This window comes from Lysobacter sp. 2RAF19, from assembly GCF_052115395.1.
Classification (GTDB): Bacteria; Pseudomonadota; Gammaproteobacteria; order Xanthomonadales; family Xanthomonadaceae; genus Noviluteimonas.
The window spans coordinates 477,008-493,702 of sequence record NZ_JBFRGO010000003.1; the positions used below are offsets into that span (position 1 = coordinate 477,008).

Annotated in this window: 17 protein-coding genes; 15 read left to right on the forward strand and 2 right to left on the reverse strand. The window is 67.5% G+C overall.

The genetic code is table 11. The features are described from left to right. Window positions 1-27: 27 nt before the first annotated feature. From AB4059_RS13775 to AB4059_RS13845, 15 genes are all read left to right on the forward strand, one after another. A complete protein-coding gene (locus AB4059_RS13775) occupies window positions 28-669 on the forward strand; it encodes a GspH/FimT family pseudopilin (protein ID WP_498979630.1) in 642 nt (213 codons plus the stop codon). Then, window positions 669-1,130, forward strand: a complete 462-nt coding sequence (gene pilV, locus AB4059_RS13780) for a type IV pilus modification protein PilV (protein WP_498979632.1) — start codon at window positions 669-671, stop codon at window positions 1,128-1,130. The genes AB4059_RS13775 and pilV overlap by 1 nt, the downstream gene beginning before the upstream one ends. Window positions 1,131-1,138: 8 nt before the next feature. Beyond that, window positions 1,139-2,167: a prepilin-type N-terminal cleavage/methylation domain-containing protein gene (locus AB4059_RS13785; RefSeq protein ID WP_498979634.1), complete on the forward strand. Its 1,029-nt coding sequence runs from the start codon at window positions 1,139-1,141 to the stop codon at window positions 2,165-2,167. After that, a complete protein-coding gene (locus tag AB4059_RS13790) occupies window positions 2,164-2,697 on the forward strand; it encodes a pilus assembly PilX family protein (protein WP_498979636.1) in 534 nt (177 codons plus the stop codon). The genes AB4059_RS13785 and AB4059_RS13790 overlap by 4 nt, the downstream gene beginning before the upstream one ends. A 14-nt stretch (window positions 2,698-2,711) precedes the next feature. Then, entirely contained in the window at window positions 2,712-6,332 is a 3,621-nt protein-coding gene (locus AB4059_RS13795) for a PilC/PilY family type IV pilus protein (protein ID WP_498979637.1), read from the forward strand. Between the two features lie 6 nt (window positions 6,333-6,338). Continuing rightward, window positions 6,339-6,725, forward strand: coding sequence for a type IV pilin protein (locus AB4059_RS13800; RefSeq protein ID WP_498979639.1), 387 nt, complete (start codon window positions 6,339-6,341; stop codon window positions 6,723-6,725). 52 nt (window positions 6,726-6,777) lie between these two features. Next, entirely contained in the window at window positions 6,778-8,049 is a 1,272-nt protein-coding gene (locus tag AB4059_RS13805) for an RNA polymerase sigma factor (RefSeq protein ID WP_498979640.1), read from the forward strand. 46 nt (window positions 8,050-8,095) lie between these two features. Beyond that, the gene (locus AB4059_RS13810; protein ID WP_498979641.1) at window positions 8,096-8,704 is read left to right on the forward strand and encodes a GIY-YIG nuclease family protein; all 609 of its coding nucleotides are present in this window, start codon (window positions 8,096-8,098) and stop codon (window positions 8,702-8,704) included. Beyond that, on the forward strand, window positions 8,701-9,321 hold the full coding sequence (locus AB4059_RS13815; RefSeq protein ID WP_498979643.1) for an HD domain-containing protein: 621 nt from the start codon (window positions 8,701-8,703) through the stop codon (window positions 9,319-9,321). Before AB4059_RS13810 ends, AB4059_RS13815 begins: the two co-directional genes overlap by 4 nt. Window positions 9,322-9,398: 77 nt before the next feature. Further along, window positions 9,399-9,551 (forward strand): hypothetical protein, encoded by a 153-nt coding sequence (locus AB4059_RS13820; protein ID WP_498963257.1) that lies wholly within the window; start codon window positions 9,399-9,401, stop codon window positions 9,549-9,551. Window positions 9,552-9,645: 94 nt separating this feature from the next. Beyond that, entirely contained in the window at window positions 9,646-11,385 is a 1,740-nt protein-coding gene (locus AB4059_RS13825) for a M1 family metallopeptidase (protein ID WP_498979645.1), read from the forward strand. Window positions 11,386-11,442: 57 nt separating this feature from the next. After that, window positions 11,443-12,051 carry an alpha-ketoglutarate-dependent dioxygenase AlkB family protein gene (locus tag AB4059_RS13830; RefSeq protein ID WP_498979647.1) on the forward strand — a complete coding sequence of 203 codons (609 nt, stop codon included), beginning with the start codon at window positions 11,443-11,445 and terminating at the stop codon, window positions 12,049-12,051. Window positions 12,052-12,085: 34 nt separating this feature from the next. Then, window positions 12,086-12,238, forward strand: a complete 153-nt coding sequence (locus AB4059_RS13835) for a hypothetical protein (RefSeq protein ID WP_498963250.1) — start codon at window positions 12,086-12,088, stop codon at window positions 12,236-12,238. 34 nt (window positions 12,239-12,272) lie between these two features. Next, the gene (locus AB4059_RS13840) at window positions 12,273-13,868 is read left to right on the forward strand and encodes a protein adenylyltransferase SelO (RefSeq protein WP_498979648.1); all 1,596 of its coding nucleotides are present in this window, start codon (window positions 12,273-12,275) and stop codon (window positions 13,866-13,868) included. Between the two features lie 25 nt (window positions 13,869-13,893). Then, complete coding sequence (locus tag AB4059_RS13845; RefSeq protein WP_498979650.1) at window positions 13,894-15,759, forward strand: ATP-binding cassette domain-containing protein; 1,866 nt, start codon at window positions 13,894-13,896, stop codon at window positions 15,757-15,759. A gap of 3 nt (window positions 15,760-15,762) precedes the next feature. Here the strand turns inward: AB4059_RS13845 and AB4059_RS13850 are convergent, their stop codons facing one another. After that, the gene (locus tag AB4059_RS13850; protein ID WP_498979652.1) at window positions 15,763-16,209 is read right to left on the reverse strand and encodes a barstar family protein; all 447 of its coding nucleotides are present in this window, start codon (window positions 16,207-16,209) and stop codon (window positions 15,763-15,765) included. Then, window positions 16,206-16,658 (reverse strand): guanyl-specific ribonuclease, encoded by a 453-nt coding sequence (locus AB4059_RS13855; RefSeq protein ID WP_498979706.1) that lies wholly within the window; start codon window positions 16,656-16,658, stop codon window positions 16,206-16,208. Before AB4059_RS13855 ends, AB4059_RS13850 begins: the two co-directional genes overlap by 4 nt. Window positions 16,659-16,695: the final 37 nt, after the last annotated feature.

Consider the following 16,695-nt stretch of genomic DNA (forward strand, 5'->3'; position numbering starts at 1 on the left):
CTAGCTCGCCTCGAAGGGGAAGGCAGCGTGGGGGAGATCCTTCAAGCACGTCGACGCGTATTCGCGCCGCGCATCGCAGCGGCCGGGTTCACGCTCATCGAACTGATGGTCACGGTCTTCGTCGCCGCGATCCTGGCGGCCGTGGCCGTGCCGCAGTTCCAGGTCACCATCAACAACAACCGCCTGGCCGGTGCGTCCAACGAACTGTTGACGTCGCTGCAGACCGCGCGCATCGAGGCGATGCGGTTCAACCACCGCACCACGGTGTGCCTGAGCCGCAACCCGACCTCGTCGACGCCGACCTGCGCGCCGGCCAACGCCAGCGATGCGACGGGGTTCATCACCTACGTCGACGTCAACGCCAACGACCTCTACAACTCGGGCACCGACACGCTGGTACGCCAGAGCGTGCTGCCCTCCAACGTGCGGATCCTGGCGAGCACCAACCTGGCCACGGCCAACGGCAGCCAGGTGACCTTCCGCGCCGACGGCTTCGCACGCACGCCGCCCAACGCCGACATGCTCGTCGGCCGCATCGATCTGTGCATGCCCACCAACCGCCCGGCCGAAAACCGCCGCCGCATCGAGATCGGTGTCGGCAGCCGGATGTCGACCTCGCGCGTGGACACCGACGCCGACTGCGCCACCGCTCCCGGGAATCCTCCGTGATGAATCGCATCCCCTCCCACCGATGCCCGTCCTCGCCGCGCGCCCAGCGTGGCGTGGGCCTGGTCGAAGTCCTGATCGCCGTCGTCGTGCTCGCCTTCGGCCTGCTCGGCATCGCCGCGATGCAACTGACCGCGCTGCGCAACAGCCAGAGCGCGCTGGAGCGCAGCCAGGCCGTCGCGCAGACCTACGCGATCCTCGACGCGATGCGCGCCAACGACGACCGCGCGATCAAGGGCGACTACAACATCCCGGAAACCTGCGCCGTACCGAACACCGGCGACATCGTCGCCAACGACCTGCACCACTGGATGGAAACGATGCGGCGCACCGACGTCCTCGGCCCGAACGCCTGCGGGACGATCAACTGCACCGCGCGCGAATGCACGATCACCGTTTCGTGGGACGACTCGCGCGCCGGTGGCCGGGTCAAAGAGCCTGTCGTGACGACGACGCAGCTGTGAGGAAGCCCATGTCCATCCGACTCGCCCGTCCCGCCTCGCCGCGCGCCGCCCTCGGCTTCACGCTCGTGGAGTTGATGATCTCGCTCGTGCTGGGCCTGATCGTCACTTCCGCGGCGCTGGCGATGTTCCTCGCCAACAAGCAGGTCTACACCACCAGCGAACACCTGGGCCGCGTGCAGGAAAACGTGCGCACCGCCTACGAGGTGATGTCGCGCGAGATGCGCGAATCCACCGGCACCGCGTGCGAGGCCAACCTCAAGGTGGCCAACGTGCTGCGCTCCAGCACCAACTGGTGGCTCAACTTCGACAGCCGCATCCACGGCTTCGACGGCGCGACCGCGTTCCCGGGCGACTCCTTCGGCACCGTCAGCCCCGCGCGCATCGCGGGCACCGACGCGGTCGAACTCAAGTCGGGCCTGAGCGACAGCGTGACCGTCGTGTCGCACAACGCCGGCACGGCGACGTTCAAGGTCGGCACCGTGAACCACGGGTTCCGCACCGGCGACCTGGCCCTGGTCTGCGACTTCAAGCAGGCCGCCCTGCTGCAGATCACCTCGGCGTCCAACGGCACGACCGACACCCTGCAGCACGTCGCCAACGGCACCTTCGTCCCCGGCAACTGCACCACGGGCCTGCTCTACGCCTCGCCGACGCTGTGTTCCTCGCCCGGCAACGTCTATTCGTATCCGGCGCTGTCGCAGATCTCGCACGTGCACATGTCGCGCTGGTACATCGGCGCGAACCCGCGCGGCGGCCGCTCGCTCTACCAGGCCACGGTGGTGAACACCAACGGCGCGCCGAGCGTGCAGATCCAGGAAATCGCCGATGGCGTGCAGGACATGGAGCTGAGCTTCCTGCTCGCCGGCGCCAACGATTACGTGCCCGCCGGCTCGATCACCGCCACGCAATGGAGCCAGGCCGACGTGATCGCCGTGCGCGTCGTGCTGGAGGTCGAGGTCGACGACGACACCCAGGCCGGCGAAAACATCACGCGTCGCCTCGAACACACCGTCACCTTGCGGAACCGACTGTCATGAACCGCATTCCCTCGATTCCTTCCCGCAACGGCGAGCGCGGCATCGCGCTGGTCGTGGTGCTGATCCTGCTGCTGGTCATGTCGATGCTGGCGATCGTCAGCCTGCGCTCGACGCTGATGGAAGAGCGCATGAGCGCGAACATGGCCGACCGCAGTTCCAGCTTCCAGGCCGCCGAAGCCGCGCTGCGCCAGGGCGAACAGCTCGCCTCGCAGAAGCCGACGCTGCCCTCCAGCGGTTGCCTCAACGGCCTGTGCGCGATTCCGCTTGCGACCGATGCGCCGCGTTGGGCGCCCGGTGCGTCGGCGTGGAGCACCGCGCGGAACGTCGACATCGACATGGGCACGCAGTCGGTGGGCGCCAAGTACATCGTCGAGTTGCTGGCGACGAACGTCGAATCGGCGGGCCAGTGCGTCTCTCAGGATCCGAATGAAGTGTGCACGGGCTTCGAAAGCCGATACCGCATCACCGCGTTGAGCGAAGCCTCGGGCCGCTCGTCGGTGATGCTCCAGACCAATTACGCAGTGCCCTGAACGGAGTCATGGCCATGGTTGCCCAGACCGTCAAAACCCGCACGACGCCCTCGCGCCTGACCGCGCTGGTCTTCGCCTTCTGCACGACGTTGATCGCGCTGCCCAGCGTGGCGGTCACGATCCCGGACGTGCCGCTGCAGTCGGGCACCGCGTATCCGCCGGCGAACGTGCGGTTCATCCTCGACGACTCCGGTTCGATGGCCTGGGACTTCATGCCCGGCGCCAACAGCTCGAGCGAAGTGCCCGCGGTGAGCCCGGTGAACATCGCGCTGACCACCTATGCGCGCAACACGCTGTACTACAACCCGGGCATCACCTACCAGGCGTGGATCAAGGCCGACGACACGCGTTACACCAGCGGCACGACGTACTCCAGCGCCTGGTCCGACGACAGCCAGTTGAGCAGCGCCACCAACCTGGGCTCCGCGACGCGCACGTTCTACATGCCGAAGGACGGCGCCACCAACCTGGGCGCCACCGGTTCCTACTGGCGCTACCAGATCACGCCGGCCGGCGGCGACATCGTGCGCAGCGAATACGGCACGGTCATCGCCAACACGAACAACGCCTCGGGCTTCCCGACCACCGCGCAGGACACCAACACCAACGGTACCTCGGCGCGCATCGCGATCGTGGTGCCGGTGGGCATCGAGCAACTGACGGTCAGTTCTTCCGGCGGCAAGTTCGGCAAGAACACCAACGCCGACGACGGCAAGGGCAACGGCGCCGACCTGTACCTGCGCTACAACGCCACGCCGTCGACGGGCACCTACGACTGCCGTTCCACTGCGAAGGGCAACACCGAAACCTGCACGATCGACAACCCGACCGCGGGCACGTACTACGTCAACTTCGTCGCCGACTCCTCCTTCCGCACCGTCGGCGTGACCGCCACGCTGACCACGACCAACCGTTGCGGCACGGGCACCGGCACCAGCGACTGGATCAACTGCACCTCGGCCACGCCGCAGTACCGCGACGCCAACAACGCGCTCGTGCAGCGCTCGCTGTCGGCGGAGCTGGTCAACTACGCGACCTGGTATTCCTACCACCGCACGCGCATCAAGGTGGCCAAGGCCGGCGCGAGCGAAGCCTTCAGCCGCCTGGCCGGCAACTCGCTGCGCGTGGGTTACGACTCGATCTGGAACCGCAGCCCGGTCAACATCCCGGTCGGCACCAACAACGGTGTGTTCAGCGGTACCAACCGCACCACGTGGTTCAACACGCTGCATGCCGCCGCCGCGAGCAACGGCACGCCGCTGAAGGGCGCGCTGCAACGCGCGGGCGAATACTTCTCCAACACGTCCGCCACCGGCCCGTGGGGCCCGGAAACCGGCGCCAACCAGCTCAGCTGCCGCCAGAACTTCGCGATCCTGACCACCGACGGTTACTGGAACGACGACAGCGGCTACAACAGCCCGGTCGGCGACACCGACGGCACCGCCGGTCCGTCCATCACCGGCCCGAACTCGCAGTCCTACAGCTACGCGATCGCCAGCCCCTACAAGGACAATTTCGCGGGCACCACCAACACGCGCGGCAACACGCTCGCCGACGTCGCGATGCATTACTGGAAGCGCGACCTGGTCAGCGCGCTGACCAACAACGTGCCCACCTCGATCGCAGACCCGGCGTTCTGGCAGCACATGGTGACCATGGGCGTGTCGATCGGCCTGCAGGGCAACCTCAACCCGGCCGTCGACCTGACCTCGATCACCAACGGCACCAAGCGTTGGGGCGACCCGACCGATACCGAAGACGCCGACCGCATCGACGACCTGTGGCACGCCTCGGTCAACGGCCACGGCAACTTCGTCGCGGCGAAGAACCCGACCGAATTCGCGCAGGCGATGGTCGACGCGCTGGCCACCGTGGCCGCGCGCCTGGGTTCGGCGTCGAACGTGACCGCCAACTCGACCTCGTTCACCACCGACTCGCGCATCTACCAGGCGACGTACGTCTCCGGTAAGTGGATCGGCGAAATGAGCGCGTGGGATGCGACCGCCGCGGGCCTGGCGGCGACGCCGGCCTGGAAGTCCTCGCCGCAGATCGCCTACGCCGGCCGCAATGTGTTGACCTGGAACGGCACCGCCGGCCAGACCTTCCCGACGACGGCGCAGACCGCCGCGCTCGCGCGCACCACCGGCATCGCGCCGGTGACCGGCCCGAACAACGTCAACTACATCAAGGGCGACTGGGGTTCCGAACGTCGCCTGGGCGGCACCCTGCGCAACCGCGACTCGTTGCTCGGCGACATCGTCAACTCCTCGCCGATGTACGCGCCCGACACCAAGACGCTCTACGTCGGCGCCAACGACGGCATGCTGCACGCCTTCAACGCGCTGACCGGTGCCGAGCTGTTCGCCTTCGTCCCGGGCGGCCTGAACTTCGCCGACCTGGCCACGCTCAGCGACCCGCAGTACACCCACAAGTACTTCGTCGACGGCCCGGTCATCGTCTCGACCCTCAAGCAGACGCCGGGCAAGAACTACCTGGTCGGCGCGCTCGGGCGCGGCGGCAAGGGCGTCTTCGGCCTGGACGTGACCACGCCTTCGAGCTTCGCTGCCGGCAACGTGCTGTGGGAACTGCGCGACGACGGCGGCGACATGGGCATGGTGACCAACGAGCCGCAGATCATCACGCTCAACGACGCCACCAACACCAAGGCGGTGATGTTCGGCAACGGCATCAACAGCACCAACGGCCATGCGGTGTTGTTCGTCGTCAACCTCGCCACGGGCGCGGTGATCAAGAAGATCGACACCGGTTCGAGCGGCGACAACGCGCTGTTCGACCCGCGCGCCCGCGACGTCGACGGCAACGGCACCACCGACTACATCTACGCCGGCGACCGCAACGGCAACCTGTGGAAGTTCGACTTCACCGGTGCGACCGCGGGCACCTGGACGATCGCCGCCGGCGGTCAGCCGCTCTACCGCACGCGCAGCGGCCAGCCGATCACCTCGGGCGTCGCCGTGGCGCGCAACCCCGAAGACGGGCGCCAGTGGGTGCTCTTCGGCACGGGCAGCTACATGACACTGGGCGACGTGAACGACAACACCGTGCAGACGATGTACGGCCTGATCGACGAAAACGTCACGATTACCCAGTCGCAGTTGCAGCAGCGCACCATCGCCGGCACCACCACGGTGAACGGCCGCATCTACCGCGCGCTGGAACCGGTGGGGACGCTGGCCTCGGGCAAGAAGGGTTGGTACCTGGACTGGAACAACCCGACGGCAGGCGAACGTGTCGTGGTCCGTCCGCAGTTGAAGGGCACGTCCGTGGTCACCTCGACGATGATCCCGCCGACTGCATCGACGTGCGAAGCGGGCGGCTCGGGCTTCATCAACGCGATGGATGCCTTCAGCGGTACCGCGCTGCCCGAACCGTTCTTCGACATGAACAAGGACGGCAGCTTCACCAACCTCGACACGATCACCATCAACACGCCGAGCGGGCCCGTGCAGGTGGGCGTGAGTTCGGTCAGCACCGGCGCGAGCCCGACCAAGGTCGTGTTCGTCGGCGACCGCCTGTTCTACTCCAAGACCGACGGCTCGATGGGTTCGGACCCGGGCAATCCGCCCGATGGCAATCCACGCCGTGTGATGTGGCGCGAAATCCTCAAGGACTGACGACCGATGAAACGCAACGAACGTGGCTTCACCCTGCTCGAGCTGATGATCACCGTCGGGATCGTCGCGGCGCTGGCGGCGATGGCGGTGGCCGGTTACGGCTTCGCCACGCTGAAGACGCGTCGCGCCGCCGCGCAGGGCTGCCTCACCGAGGCGGCCGGCAGGATGGAGCGTTACTACACCTCGGCGATGACCTACCAGGGCGGCCCGTCGCCGTCCTGCTCGGCCGACGTCAGCCAGTGGTACGACGTCTCCTTCGCCTCCGGTTCGCCGGCGGCGATGACCTACACGCTGCGGGCGGTGCCGAAGAACGGCCAGCGCAAGGACAAGTGCGGCACGATGACGCTCAACGAAAAGAACGTGCACAGCCCCACGACGGCCGGTTGCTGGTAACACGCCGCATGCCGGTTGCGTGACCGCGGCGGCGGTGTTGTCATCGCCGCCCATGGAGACATCCACGCAAGCGCACGTCCGCCGCACCATCGACGCGGTGTGGCGGATCGAATCGACCCGGCTCATCGCCGGTCTTGCGCGCATGGTGCGCGACGTCGGCCTGGCCGAAGAACTCGCGCAGGACGCCTTCCTGGCCGCGCTCGAACACTGGACCGCCGACGGCGTTCCCGACAAACCGGGCGCCTGGCTGATGGCGACCGCCAAGCGCCGCGCGATCGACCGCGTGCGCCAGCGCGACCTGCACGCGCGCAAGCAGGCGACGATCGACCACGACGAAGACTGGCAGCCCGCGTTGCTCGCGGCCGATCCCGAATCGGCCGCCGACGATGTGATCGGCGACGACGTGCTGCGCCTGGTGTTCACCGCGTGCCATCCGGTGTTGTCGAGCGACGCGCAGGTCGCGCTCACGCTGCGCCTGCTCGGCGGGCTGACGACGGAGGAAATCGCGCGCGCGTGCCTGGTGCCCGAGCCGACCGTCGCGCAGCGCATCGTGCGCGCCAAGCGCACACTGAGCGAGGCGAACGTGCCGTTCGAAACGCCGGGGCGCGACGAACTGCCGCAACGCCTGTCCGCCGTGCTCGGCGTGGTCTACCTGATCTTCAACGAAGGCTACGCCGCCACCAGCGGGACCGACTGGATGCGCCCGGCGCTGTGCGACGAAGCCTTGCGGCTTGGTCGCATCCTCGTCGCGCTCGCGCCGCTGGAACCGGAAGTCCACGGGTTGCTCGCGTTGATGGAACTGCAGGCCTCGCGCATCGGCGCGCGCACCAAGCCCGACGGCACGCCCATCCTCCTGCTCGAACAGGACCGCACGCGCTGGGATCACCTGTACATCCAGCGCGGGCTGGCGTCGCTGCGCCACGCCGAACGCCTCGGCGGCGCGGAGGGTCCCTACGCGTTGCAGGCGGCCCTCGCTGCGTGCCACGCGCGTGCACCGACCGCGCAGGACACGGACTGGCCGCGCATCGCCGCGCTGTACGACGTGCTCGCCTCGCGCATGGGTTCGCCCGTGGTCGAACTCAATCGCGCCGTGGCCTTCGCGATGGCCTACGGCCCGCAGGCGGGGCTGGACCTGGTCGATGCCCTGGTCGATGCGCGCGAATTGCGCGACTACCACCTGCTGCCCAGCGTGCGGGGCGATCTGCTGCAGAAGCTCGGCCGCTTCGACGAAGCGCGCGCCGAGTTCGAACGCGCTGCCACGCTCGCGCGCAACGAGCGCGAGGCCGAACTGCTGCGTCGACGCGCGGCCGCGACCACGCCCTGACGCGGCGTCGACGCGGCGACCATGTCCGCGGCGCGACCATCGCGCCATGCCCATCGACCGCCGCGATCCCGCGGGCCGCACGCACAGCCGCGGCCGCTGCCATCTCTACGTCCTGCCGGTCGTGGTCGAGGATCTGCTGAAGCTCGGGTTCTCGCGCGATCCGCTCGCGCGCCTGCAGCAGTTGCATGCGCGCTGGTACGAACAATTCGACCTGGACCGCGCCTTCACGATCGAAACCGAATCGGTGCCCGATGCGCGTCGCCTCGAACTGCGCTTGCGCCGCGAGCTCGTCGCGCACAACGCACCACGCCCGCTGACGATGCGCGAAGACGCAGGTGGCGCACGCGAGTGGTATCGAGGCGCGTCGGCGCTGCTCGAGGCGTCGGCGCGCGACCTGGAAGGCGAGGGCTACATTCGGCACGCGCCGTTGCGGCCCTGGCTGCGTGCGGCGCTCCAAGCGCGTGCCGACCTGTTGTTCGACTGGACCAGCGCGCTGGGCGTCGACGACCGACAGACCCCGCGCCCCGGCGGTTTCGGCGCGACCCCCGCGCAAACCGCGGTGCGGGATGTCCTCGGCGCCTTCGATGCGCTCGACATCGACCTGGCGCCCTGGTTGCCCGAAGCGGTGCTGCACTGGCATCGTGCATCGCGATGAGCGCTCCCTTCGAACTGTTGCCCTTCGAACTGCCGCCCGCACAGGCGCAGGCGATCGCGCAGGCCTATGCCACGCCGCCGCGTGCGTATCACGACCTCCACCATGTCGGCGAAGTCCTGCGGCATTACGACGCGGTCGCCCAGGGGCCCGGTTGGACGCATCCGCGCGAGGTGGCGTTCGCCGTGCTGTATCACGACGCGATCTACGTCGCCGGCGCCAAGGACAACGAAACGCGCTCGGCGGACCTTGCGCGCGAACATCTGCTGCAGTGGCCGATGGACGGGCTGGATGTGGATCGCATCGCCGAGCTGATCGAGCTCACCGCGCGCCACGGCAGCGTGTCGCCACGCGATGTGCCGGACGAGGACACGCGGCGGTTCCTGGATTGCGACATGGCCATCCTCGGCGCCGAGACGGCGGTGTTCGACGCCTACGACCGCGGGATCACGGCCGAATATCGGGGCGTGGTGCCCGGCTGGTTGTTCGCGATCAACCGCAAGCGCTTCCTGAAGAGCCTGCTGGGGCGCGAACGTATTTTCCTGAGCGATTTCTTCCACTTGCGGCTCGACGCACGCGCCCGCAACAACCTGCGCCGCGCGATCACCACCAAGCGTTAGGGCAGGGCGGGGCGCTTCACGCCGCCCCCACGGCTGCTCCCGGAATCTGCATCCCCAGTGCAACAGGGGCCTTCCGCATGACTCGTCGACTCAACCGCAGGCTGCGCGTCATCGCCGCACGCGCCACGCTGTGCGCCGTATTGGTGGCCGCCCTGGGTGCCACGGGGTTCCGAACGGCCGACGAAGTCCGCGATGCCGACGCCCAACAGGCCGGCTTGTTCCAGCACTGAGCGCGGCTTCACCCGCTTTGTGACTTGAGGCAGGGGGTTGCACGGCCCGCGGTGTGGCATCGTCGCGCGATCCCATCGCTTCACGAGCCTGCGCATGTCCCTTCGCGTCGCCCTGCTGCCCTGCGCCCTCATCGCCGCCCTCGCGTCCCCGGCCCATGCCGCGGACACCGCGCCGACCAAGCAACCCGAACTGACGCCCCTCACCCTGCAGACCGGCGTGCCGCGTGCACCCGAGCAGGAGGCGGTCGTCTTCCAGACCGCGAGCCTGAAGTTCAAGGTCGATCCGGCGCGCAAGCACCTGGACGGTGATGCGACGCTGACCTTCCGCGCGCTCAAGCCGGTCGATGCGCTCGTCGTGGATCTCGACCGCAACTACAAGGTCGCCTCGGTCGACGTCGATGGTGTGAGCGTCACCGGCTGGAAGAATCCCGAAGGCCGCATGACGATCCCGCTCGCCAGGCCGCTGGCCGCTGGCGGCACCGCCGTGCTGCGCATCGTCTACGACGGCTTCCCGCACGTCGCCGAACGCGCACCGTGGGACGGCGGTTTCGTCTGGGCCAAGGCGCCGACCGGCGAGCCGTGGATCGCCAGCGCGGTGCAGGGCAACGGCTGCGATCTGTTCTGGCCGTGCATCGATCATCCGCAGGCCGAACCCGAAGTGGTCGACCAATTCGTCACCGTCCCCGCGCCGCTGGTGTCGGCGGGCAACGGCGTGTTGGTGGGCATGGAGGAAAAGGACGGCTGGCGCACCTACCACTGGCGCACGAAGAACCCCGACACCTATGCGATCGCGCTGAACATCGGGCCCTACGAACTGCTGTCGGCCGATTACAAGTCGCGCTACGGCAACACGATCCCGCTGCGCTTCTGGCACCTGAAGGGCGAGGGCGACAAGCCGAAGGGCCTGTTCGCCGAATTCGCGCCGATGCTGGACTTCTTCGAGGAAGTCATCGGCCCGTATCCATTCGCCGACGAAAAGATGGGCGTGGTCGAAACCCCGCACCTGGGCATGGAACACCAGACCATCAATGCCTACGGCAACGAGTACAAGAAGTCCGAGTACGGATACGACTGGCTGCTCGAACACGAGTTCGCGCACGAGTGGTTCGGCAACCAGCTGACCAACAAGGACTGGGACGACATGTGGCTGCACGAAGGCTACGGCACGTACATGCAACCGCTGTACATGCAATGGCTGCGCGGCGACATGGAGTACAAGGCCAACCTGATGAAGCAGCGCGCCACGCTCGCCAACAAGCATCCGATCGTCGCCGGTCGCCCGATGCTCGAAGAGGACGTGTACAGCGACGAGAAGGGCCCGGGCCACGACATCTACTACAAGGCCTCGCTGGTGCTCGACACCTTCCGCAACCTGATCGGCGACAAGCAGTTCTTCGACGTCACGCGCCAGGCCGTGTATGGCCGCACCGATCCGCGCCCGGGCAACTTCAAGCCCTTGTACGCGAGCACGCCCGATTACATCGCGGCCGTGCGCAAGGTCACGGGCAAGGACTACCAGTGGTTCTTCGACGTGTATCTGTATCAGCCGGCGTTGCCGGAACTGGTCGCCACGCGCGCGGGCAACACGCTGAAGCTCGAGTGGAAGACCGGCGGCAAGCCCTTCCCGATGCCGGTGGAAGTGCGCGTGGGCGACCACGTCGAGACGGTTGCGATGGCGAACGGGCAGGGCAGCCTGCCGATCAAGGCCGACGAGAGCTTCACGCTGGATCCGCATTCGAAGGTGCTGCGCCAGTTGCCGCACATCGATGCGTTCCAGCAGGACAAGAGCGACCGCGAGAAGGCCGAGGCGCGCAAGAAGGCCGCGGCCGGCTGAACCGGCTGAACGGACGATCGCCGGCGCGTCTTACGGGACGAGGCGCGCCGAGCGAAAATGCCCGGCATGCATGCGGCGCATTTAGCGGACGACCTGTTCAGCCAGGGCCCGCGCACACTCATCGACGACGCCGAAGGCGGGTGCTGGTACCACCCCGCCTTCATCGATCCCGCGCGCGCCGCAGGCTGGTTCGACCAACTGCGCGATGCGATCGAGTGGCGCCAGCAACGCCGCCCCATGTACGACCGCGTGGTCGATGTCCCGCGGCTCACCAGTGCTTACGCACTCGATGGCACCGACGATTTGCCGCCGGCGCTCGCGCAGGCGCACGCCGCGTTGCGCGAACACACCGGCGTGCCCTTCACGCACGTGGGCTGCAACTACTATCGCGACGGCAACGACAGCGTCGCCCCGCACAACGACAAACTCGCCACGCTGATTCCCGGGCATCCGATCGTGCTGCTGTCGCTCGGCGCTCCGCGCCGCATGGAAATCCGCGCGAAACAACCGCCGCGCAACGGGGTGCGCATCGACCTGGAAGCCGGCAGCCTGCTGTCGATGAGCCACGCGATGCAATACGCGTACGACCACGGCATTCCCAAGAGCAGGCACGCCGTCGGCCCGCGCATCAGCCTGGCGTTCCGCGTGCGACACGGCGCCTGTTAAGCTCGGCGGCACTCGCAAACCGCGGAAGTACGGCATGACCTGGGTCGGGATCCTGATTTTGATCGTCTGCATCTGGCTGGCCTTCAAGGTCGCCGGCGTCCTGTTCAAGATCGTGCTGTGGGGCGCGATCATCGTCGGCATCTGGTGGCTGGCCGCGCCGTTCCTGGGCTTGCCGCGGCCGTTCTGACGCGGCCTTTCGCCCGCGCGGGCACAATGGCGCGATGCACGCAGCCACCTTCGGCAACCTGAGATTCGACAACCGGTTCCTCGCGCAGCTCCGCGGCGATCCGCAGGAAGGCCCCGGCATCCGCGAGGTCGAGGCCGCGTGGTCGCGCGTGAAGCCCACGCCCGTCGCCGCGCCGCGCCTGGTGGCGTATTCGCGCGAGATGGCGCAGACCCTGGGGCTGGGCGACGCCGACGTGCATTCGCCGGCATTCGCGCAGGTCTTCGGCGGCAATGCCCTGTTGCCGGGAATGGATCCCTTCGCCGCGAACTACGGCGGCCACCAGTTCGGCCATTGGGCCGGGCAACTCGGCGACGGCCGCGCGATCACGCTCGGCGAAACGCTCGACGCGCAAGGCCGGCGCTGGGAACTGCAACTCAAGGGTGCCGGCCCGACGCCGTATTCGCGCAGCGCCGACGGCCGCGCGGTGCTGCGTTCGTCGATCCGCGAATTCCTGTGCAGCGAAGCGATGCACCACCTCGGCATTCCGACCACGCGCGCGCTGAGCCTGGTCGCCACCGGCGAGTCGGTCGTGCGCGACATGTTGTACGACGGCAATCCGAAAGAAGAACCCGGCGCGATCGTCTGTCGCGTGTCCCCTTCGTTCATCCGTTTCGGCAATTTCGAATTGCCCTATACGCGCGAAGACAACGAGGGCCTGCGCGCACTCGCCGATTTCTGCATCGCGCGCGATTTCCCCGAACTGCGCGGGCAGGGCGCCACGCTGTACGGCGATTGGTTCGCCACCATCGCGCAGCGCACCGCGACGCTGATGGCGCACTGGATGCGCGTGGGCTTCGTGCACGGCGTGATGAATACCGACAACCTGTCGATCCTCGGGCTGACGATCGACTACGGCCCCTACGGTTGGATCGACGACTTCGATCCGGAATGGACGCCCAACACCACCGATGCCGGCGGCCGGCGCTATCGCTTCGGATGGCAGCCGAAGATCGCGTACTGGAATCTCACGATGCTCGCGCACGCGCTCTCGCCCCTGTTCGGTGAAGACGTGGCGCCCTTGAACGAAGGCTTGCAGCGCTACATGGATGCGTACGTGGCTGCCGATCGTGCGAACACGGCCGGCAAGCTCGGCCTGCGCGAAGCGCGCGACAGCGACATCGAACAGCACCAGATGCTGCAGGACATGCTGCGCGTGGGCGAGTTCGACATGACGCTGTTCTATCGCGCGCTGTCGCGCTTCGACCCGAACGCGGACATCGAAACGCAACTCGATGGCCCCGGCGATCTGTTCGGCCACGCCACCTACGACGCGGAAAAACGCGAAGAAGCGCTGCCCGGGCTCTGGGACTGGTTCAACCTTTACGCACCGCGGTTGCAGGAGGAGGGCCGGCCCGCCGAGGAGCGTCGCGCCAGCATGGACGCCGTCAATCCGAAATATGTCCTGCGCAATTATCTGGCGCAGGAAGCCATCGACCTGGCCGAACAGGGCGACGACAGCCGGGTCGCCGAATTGCTCGAGGTGATGCGCAAACCCTACGACGAGCAGCCCGAATTCGCGCGTTTCGCGCAGAAGCGGCCGGAATGGGCGAAGACCAGGGTGGGCTGCTCGATGCTCAGCTGCAGCTCCTGAAGGGCTGAGCAACTACAATCGCCGGATGCCCCTGATCGCCCTCCAGAACGTCGACTACAGTGTCGGCGGCCCGCTGCTGCTCGACCACGTCGAGCTGTCCATCGAACCCAACGAACGCATCGCGCTCATCGGCCGCAACGGCGCGGGCAAGTCCACGCTGCTGAAATTGTTGTCGGGCGACCTGAAACCCGACGACGGCGAAGTGCGTCTGGAAGGCGGCCGTCGCGTCGCGCGCCTGGAACAGGAAGTGCCCGGCGATGCGGTCGGCACCGTGTTCGACGTCGTCGCCGCGGGCCTGGGTGAGGCGGGCGCATTGCTTGCGCATTTCCACCACCTCGCGCATGCCGAAGTCGTCGACGCGCGCGCGCTGGCGGACGCGCAGGCGAAAGTGGAAGCCGCGCATGCCTGGTCGCTCGACCAGCGCGTCGAGGAAACGCTCACCCGCCTGGGGCTGGATGGCGATGCGCAGTTCGCCCGCCTGTCCGGTGGCATGAAGCGACGCGTGCTGCTCGCGCGCGCGCTCGTCAGCGCACCGGATCTGTTGTTGCTCGACGAACCGACCAACCACTTGGACATCGAATCGATCGACTGGCTCGAACAATTCCTCAAGTCCTGGAACGGCGCGCTGGTCTTCGTCACCCACGATCGCCGCTTCCTGCGCGCGCTGGCCACGCGCATCGTGGAGATCGATCGCGGCCGCGTGACCAGCTGGCCGGGCGACTTCGACAACTACCAGCGCCGCCGAGAGGAACGCGCCAACGCCGAAGCGCAGGAAAGCGCGCGCTTCGACAAATTGCTCGCGCAGGAAGAAACCTGGATCCGCCAGGGCATCAAGGCGCGTCGCACGCGCGATGAAGGCCGCGTGCGCCGCCTGGAATCCATGCGCGTCGAACGCGCCGCGCGCCGCGAGCAGATGGGACGCGTGAAGATGGAAGTCTCGCAGGGCGAGGCGTCCGGCAAGAAGGTCATCGAAGCGCGCGACGTGGATTTCGATTACGGCGATCGCGCGCTGGTGCGCGATTTCTCCACGACCATCCTGCGCGGCGACCGCGTCGGCCTGATCGGCCCGAACGGCAGCGGCAAGACCACCTTGCTCAAACTGCTGCTGGGGCAACTCGCGCCGCAGCGCGGCACGGTGAAGGCAGGCACGGGGCTGGAGATCGCGTACTTCGACCAGCAGCGCGCGTCGCTGCGCGAAGACTGGAGCGCGATGGAGAACGTCTCCGGCGGCCAGGATTTCGTCGAGATCGGCGGCAGGCGCAAGCACGTGCTCGGCTACCTGCAGGATTTCCTGTTCACGCCCGAGCGCGCACGCGCGCCGATCACGCGGCTGTCGGGTGGCGAGCGCAATCGCCTGTTGCTCGCGCGCCTGTTCGCGCAGCCTTCGAACCTTCTGGTGATGGACGAACCGACCAACGACCTGGATGTCGAAACGCTCGAATTGCTGGAAGAACTGCTCGCCGAATATCCCGGCACCTTGTTGATGGTGAGCCACGACCGCGACTTCCTCGACCACGTGGTGACCTCCACGCTGGTGATGGAAGGCGACGGGCGCGTCGGCGAATTCGTGGGCGGCTATACCGATTGGGTGCGGCAGCGCGGGCCGCAGGTCGCGGCGGCGCCGTCGGCGCGAAGCGCGCCGGTGCGGCCTTCGCAGGGCGGGCAGACCAAGCGCCGGATGTCGTTCAAGGAACAGAAGGAACTGTCGGAATTGCCGGCGCGCATCGAGCAACTCGAAGCGAAGATCGCGCAGTTGACCGAAACGATGCACGACCCTGCCTTCTACCAGCGCGACAGCGCGGCGATCGTCGCGCACAACGCACAGCTTGCCGAAGTGCAGGCGCAACTGGATACGGCTTACGGCCGGTGGATGGAACTCGACGCGGGTTGAGGCTTATTCGGAAGCCTGGGCGTCGATTTCGTCGAACACCGATTCGGGCAGCGCGATGAACGACCAGAACGGGATGTCGCGCCCGGCCCAGGCCTGGCCGGTTTCCTCGAGGATTTCCAGCAACGTGTCGAAGGCGTCGCCTTCGGATTGCTGCAAGGCGCCGCCGTTGTCGAACAACAAGGCAACGCCGGCACTGGGCAGCCACGACAGATCGCGCAGGCTGTCGGACAAGGCATCCCAGTTGTGGCCGAAGGTGCGCGGGAAATCGAGCGCGGTGGCGATGCGCAGCAGGATCTGGTGCTTGTCGCCGCCTTCCAGGTCGACGCGACGGACCTGCAGGCCCGCATCGCGCGCGGCGACGCCGAGCGTGTCGAGGTCGTCGCTCGTGACGAAGTAGACGCCCGCGTTGTCCGCATCGGCCAGGCCGAGTTCCCAGCCCGAGTCGCTCATTGCGTGCTTCCCGACACGTCGAAGGACCGGAACGAATCGTAATGATCGTCGGTGTAGAACCAGGCCGAAGGCGGTTGGCCGCCGGTGATGATGCGGCGCGCGCCGCGATCGCCGGCGCCCGGCGTTTCGACCGTGTATTCGCGGTAATAGCCGCGCGGCATGTCGGGCAGGTGGTGTTCGCGGTTCTGGAACACGCTGCCGTCCTGCGCATGCGGGAACGGCCCGCCGTGCTGGATCAGCGCGATGGTGTCGCGCGCTTGCGGCGGAAGGAATGACGGCAGGGCCGGCGCATCGTTGCGCGCAAGCTCGACAGCACCGCCGCCGCCGGCCGCGGGCGCGCTCGCCGAAGGCGGCGCTTCGCCGGGCGCGGGGGAATTGACGATGCGGGGCCAGAACAGCCACACCGCGAACAGCAGTGCCGCCACCACCCAGACCCACGGATTGCGCAAATGTCGCCGCATGCGGACTTCGGCCTTCCATTGGTGT

Bases quoted from the DNA above. Each gene is read 5' to 3' on its own strand.
- AB4059_RS13810 (WP_498979641.1), top strand. From the start codon at position 8,096: ATGCCCATCGACCGCCGCGATCCCGCGGGCCGCACGCACAGCCGCGGC.
- AB4059_RS13820 (WP_498963257.1), top strand. From the start codon at position 9,399: ATGACTCGTCGACTCAACCGCAGGCTGCGCGTCATCGCCGCACGCGCC.
- AB4059_RS13835 (WP_498963250.1), top strand. From the start codon at position 12,086: ATGACCTGGGTCGGGATCCTGATTTTGATCGTCTGCATCTGGCTGGCC.
- AB4059_RS13795 (WP_498979637.1), top strand. From the start codon at position 2,712: ATGGTTGCCCAGACCGTCAAAACCCGCACGACGCCCTCGCGCCTGACC.
- AB4059_RS13790 (WP_498979636.1), top strand. From the start codon at position 2,164: ATGAACCGCATTCCCTCGATTCCTTCCCGCAACGGCGAGCGCGGCATC.
- AB4059_RS13800 (WP_498979639.1), top strand. From the start codon at position 6,339: ATGAAACGCAACGAACGTGGCTTCACCCTGCTCGAGCTGATGATCACC.
- AB4059_RS13840 (WP_498979648.1), top strand. From the start codon at position 12,273: ATGCACGCAGCCACCTTCGGCAACCTGAGATTCGACAACCGGTTCCTC.
- AB4059_RS13850 (WP_498979652.1), bottom strand. From the start codon at position 16,209: ATGAGCGACTCGGGCTGGGAACTCGGCCTGGCCGATGCGGACAACGCG.
- pilV (WP_498979632.1), top strand. From the start codon at position 669: ATGAATCGCATCCCCTCCCACCGATGCCCGTCCTCGCCGCGCGCCCAG.
- AB4059_RS13785 (WP_498979634.1), top strand. From the start codon at position 1,139: ATGTCCATCCGACTCGCCCGTCCCGCCTCGCCGCGCGCCGCCCTCGGC.
- AB4059_RS13825 (WP_498979645.1), top strand. From the start codon at position 9,646: ATGTCCCTTCGCGTCGCCCTGCTGCCCTGCGCCCTCATCGCCGCCCTC.
- AB4059_RS13830 (WP_498979647.1), top strand. From the start codon at position 11,443: ATGCCCGGCATGCATGCGGCGCATTTAGCGGACGACCTGTTCAGCCAG.
- AB4059_RS13815 (WP_498979643.1), top strand. From the start codon at position 8,701: ATGAGCGCTCCCTTCGAACTGTTGCCCTTCGAACTGCCGCCCGCACAG.
- AB4059_RS13805 (WP_498979640.1), top strand. From the start codon at position 6,778: ATGGAGACATCCACGCAAGCGCACGTCCGCCGCACCATCGACGCGGTG.
- AB4059_RS13845 (WP_498979650.1), top strand. From the start codon at position 13,894: ATGCCCCTGATCGCCCTCCAGAACGTCGACTACAGTGTCGGCGGCCCG.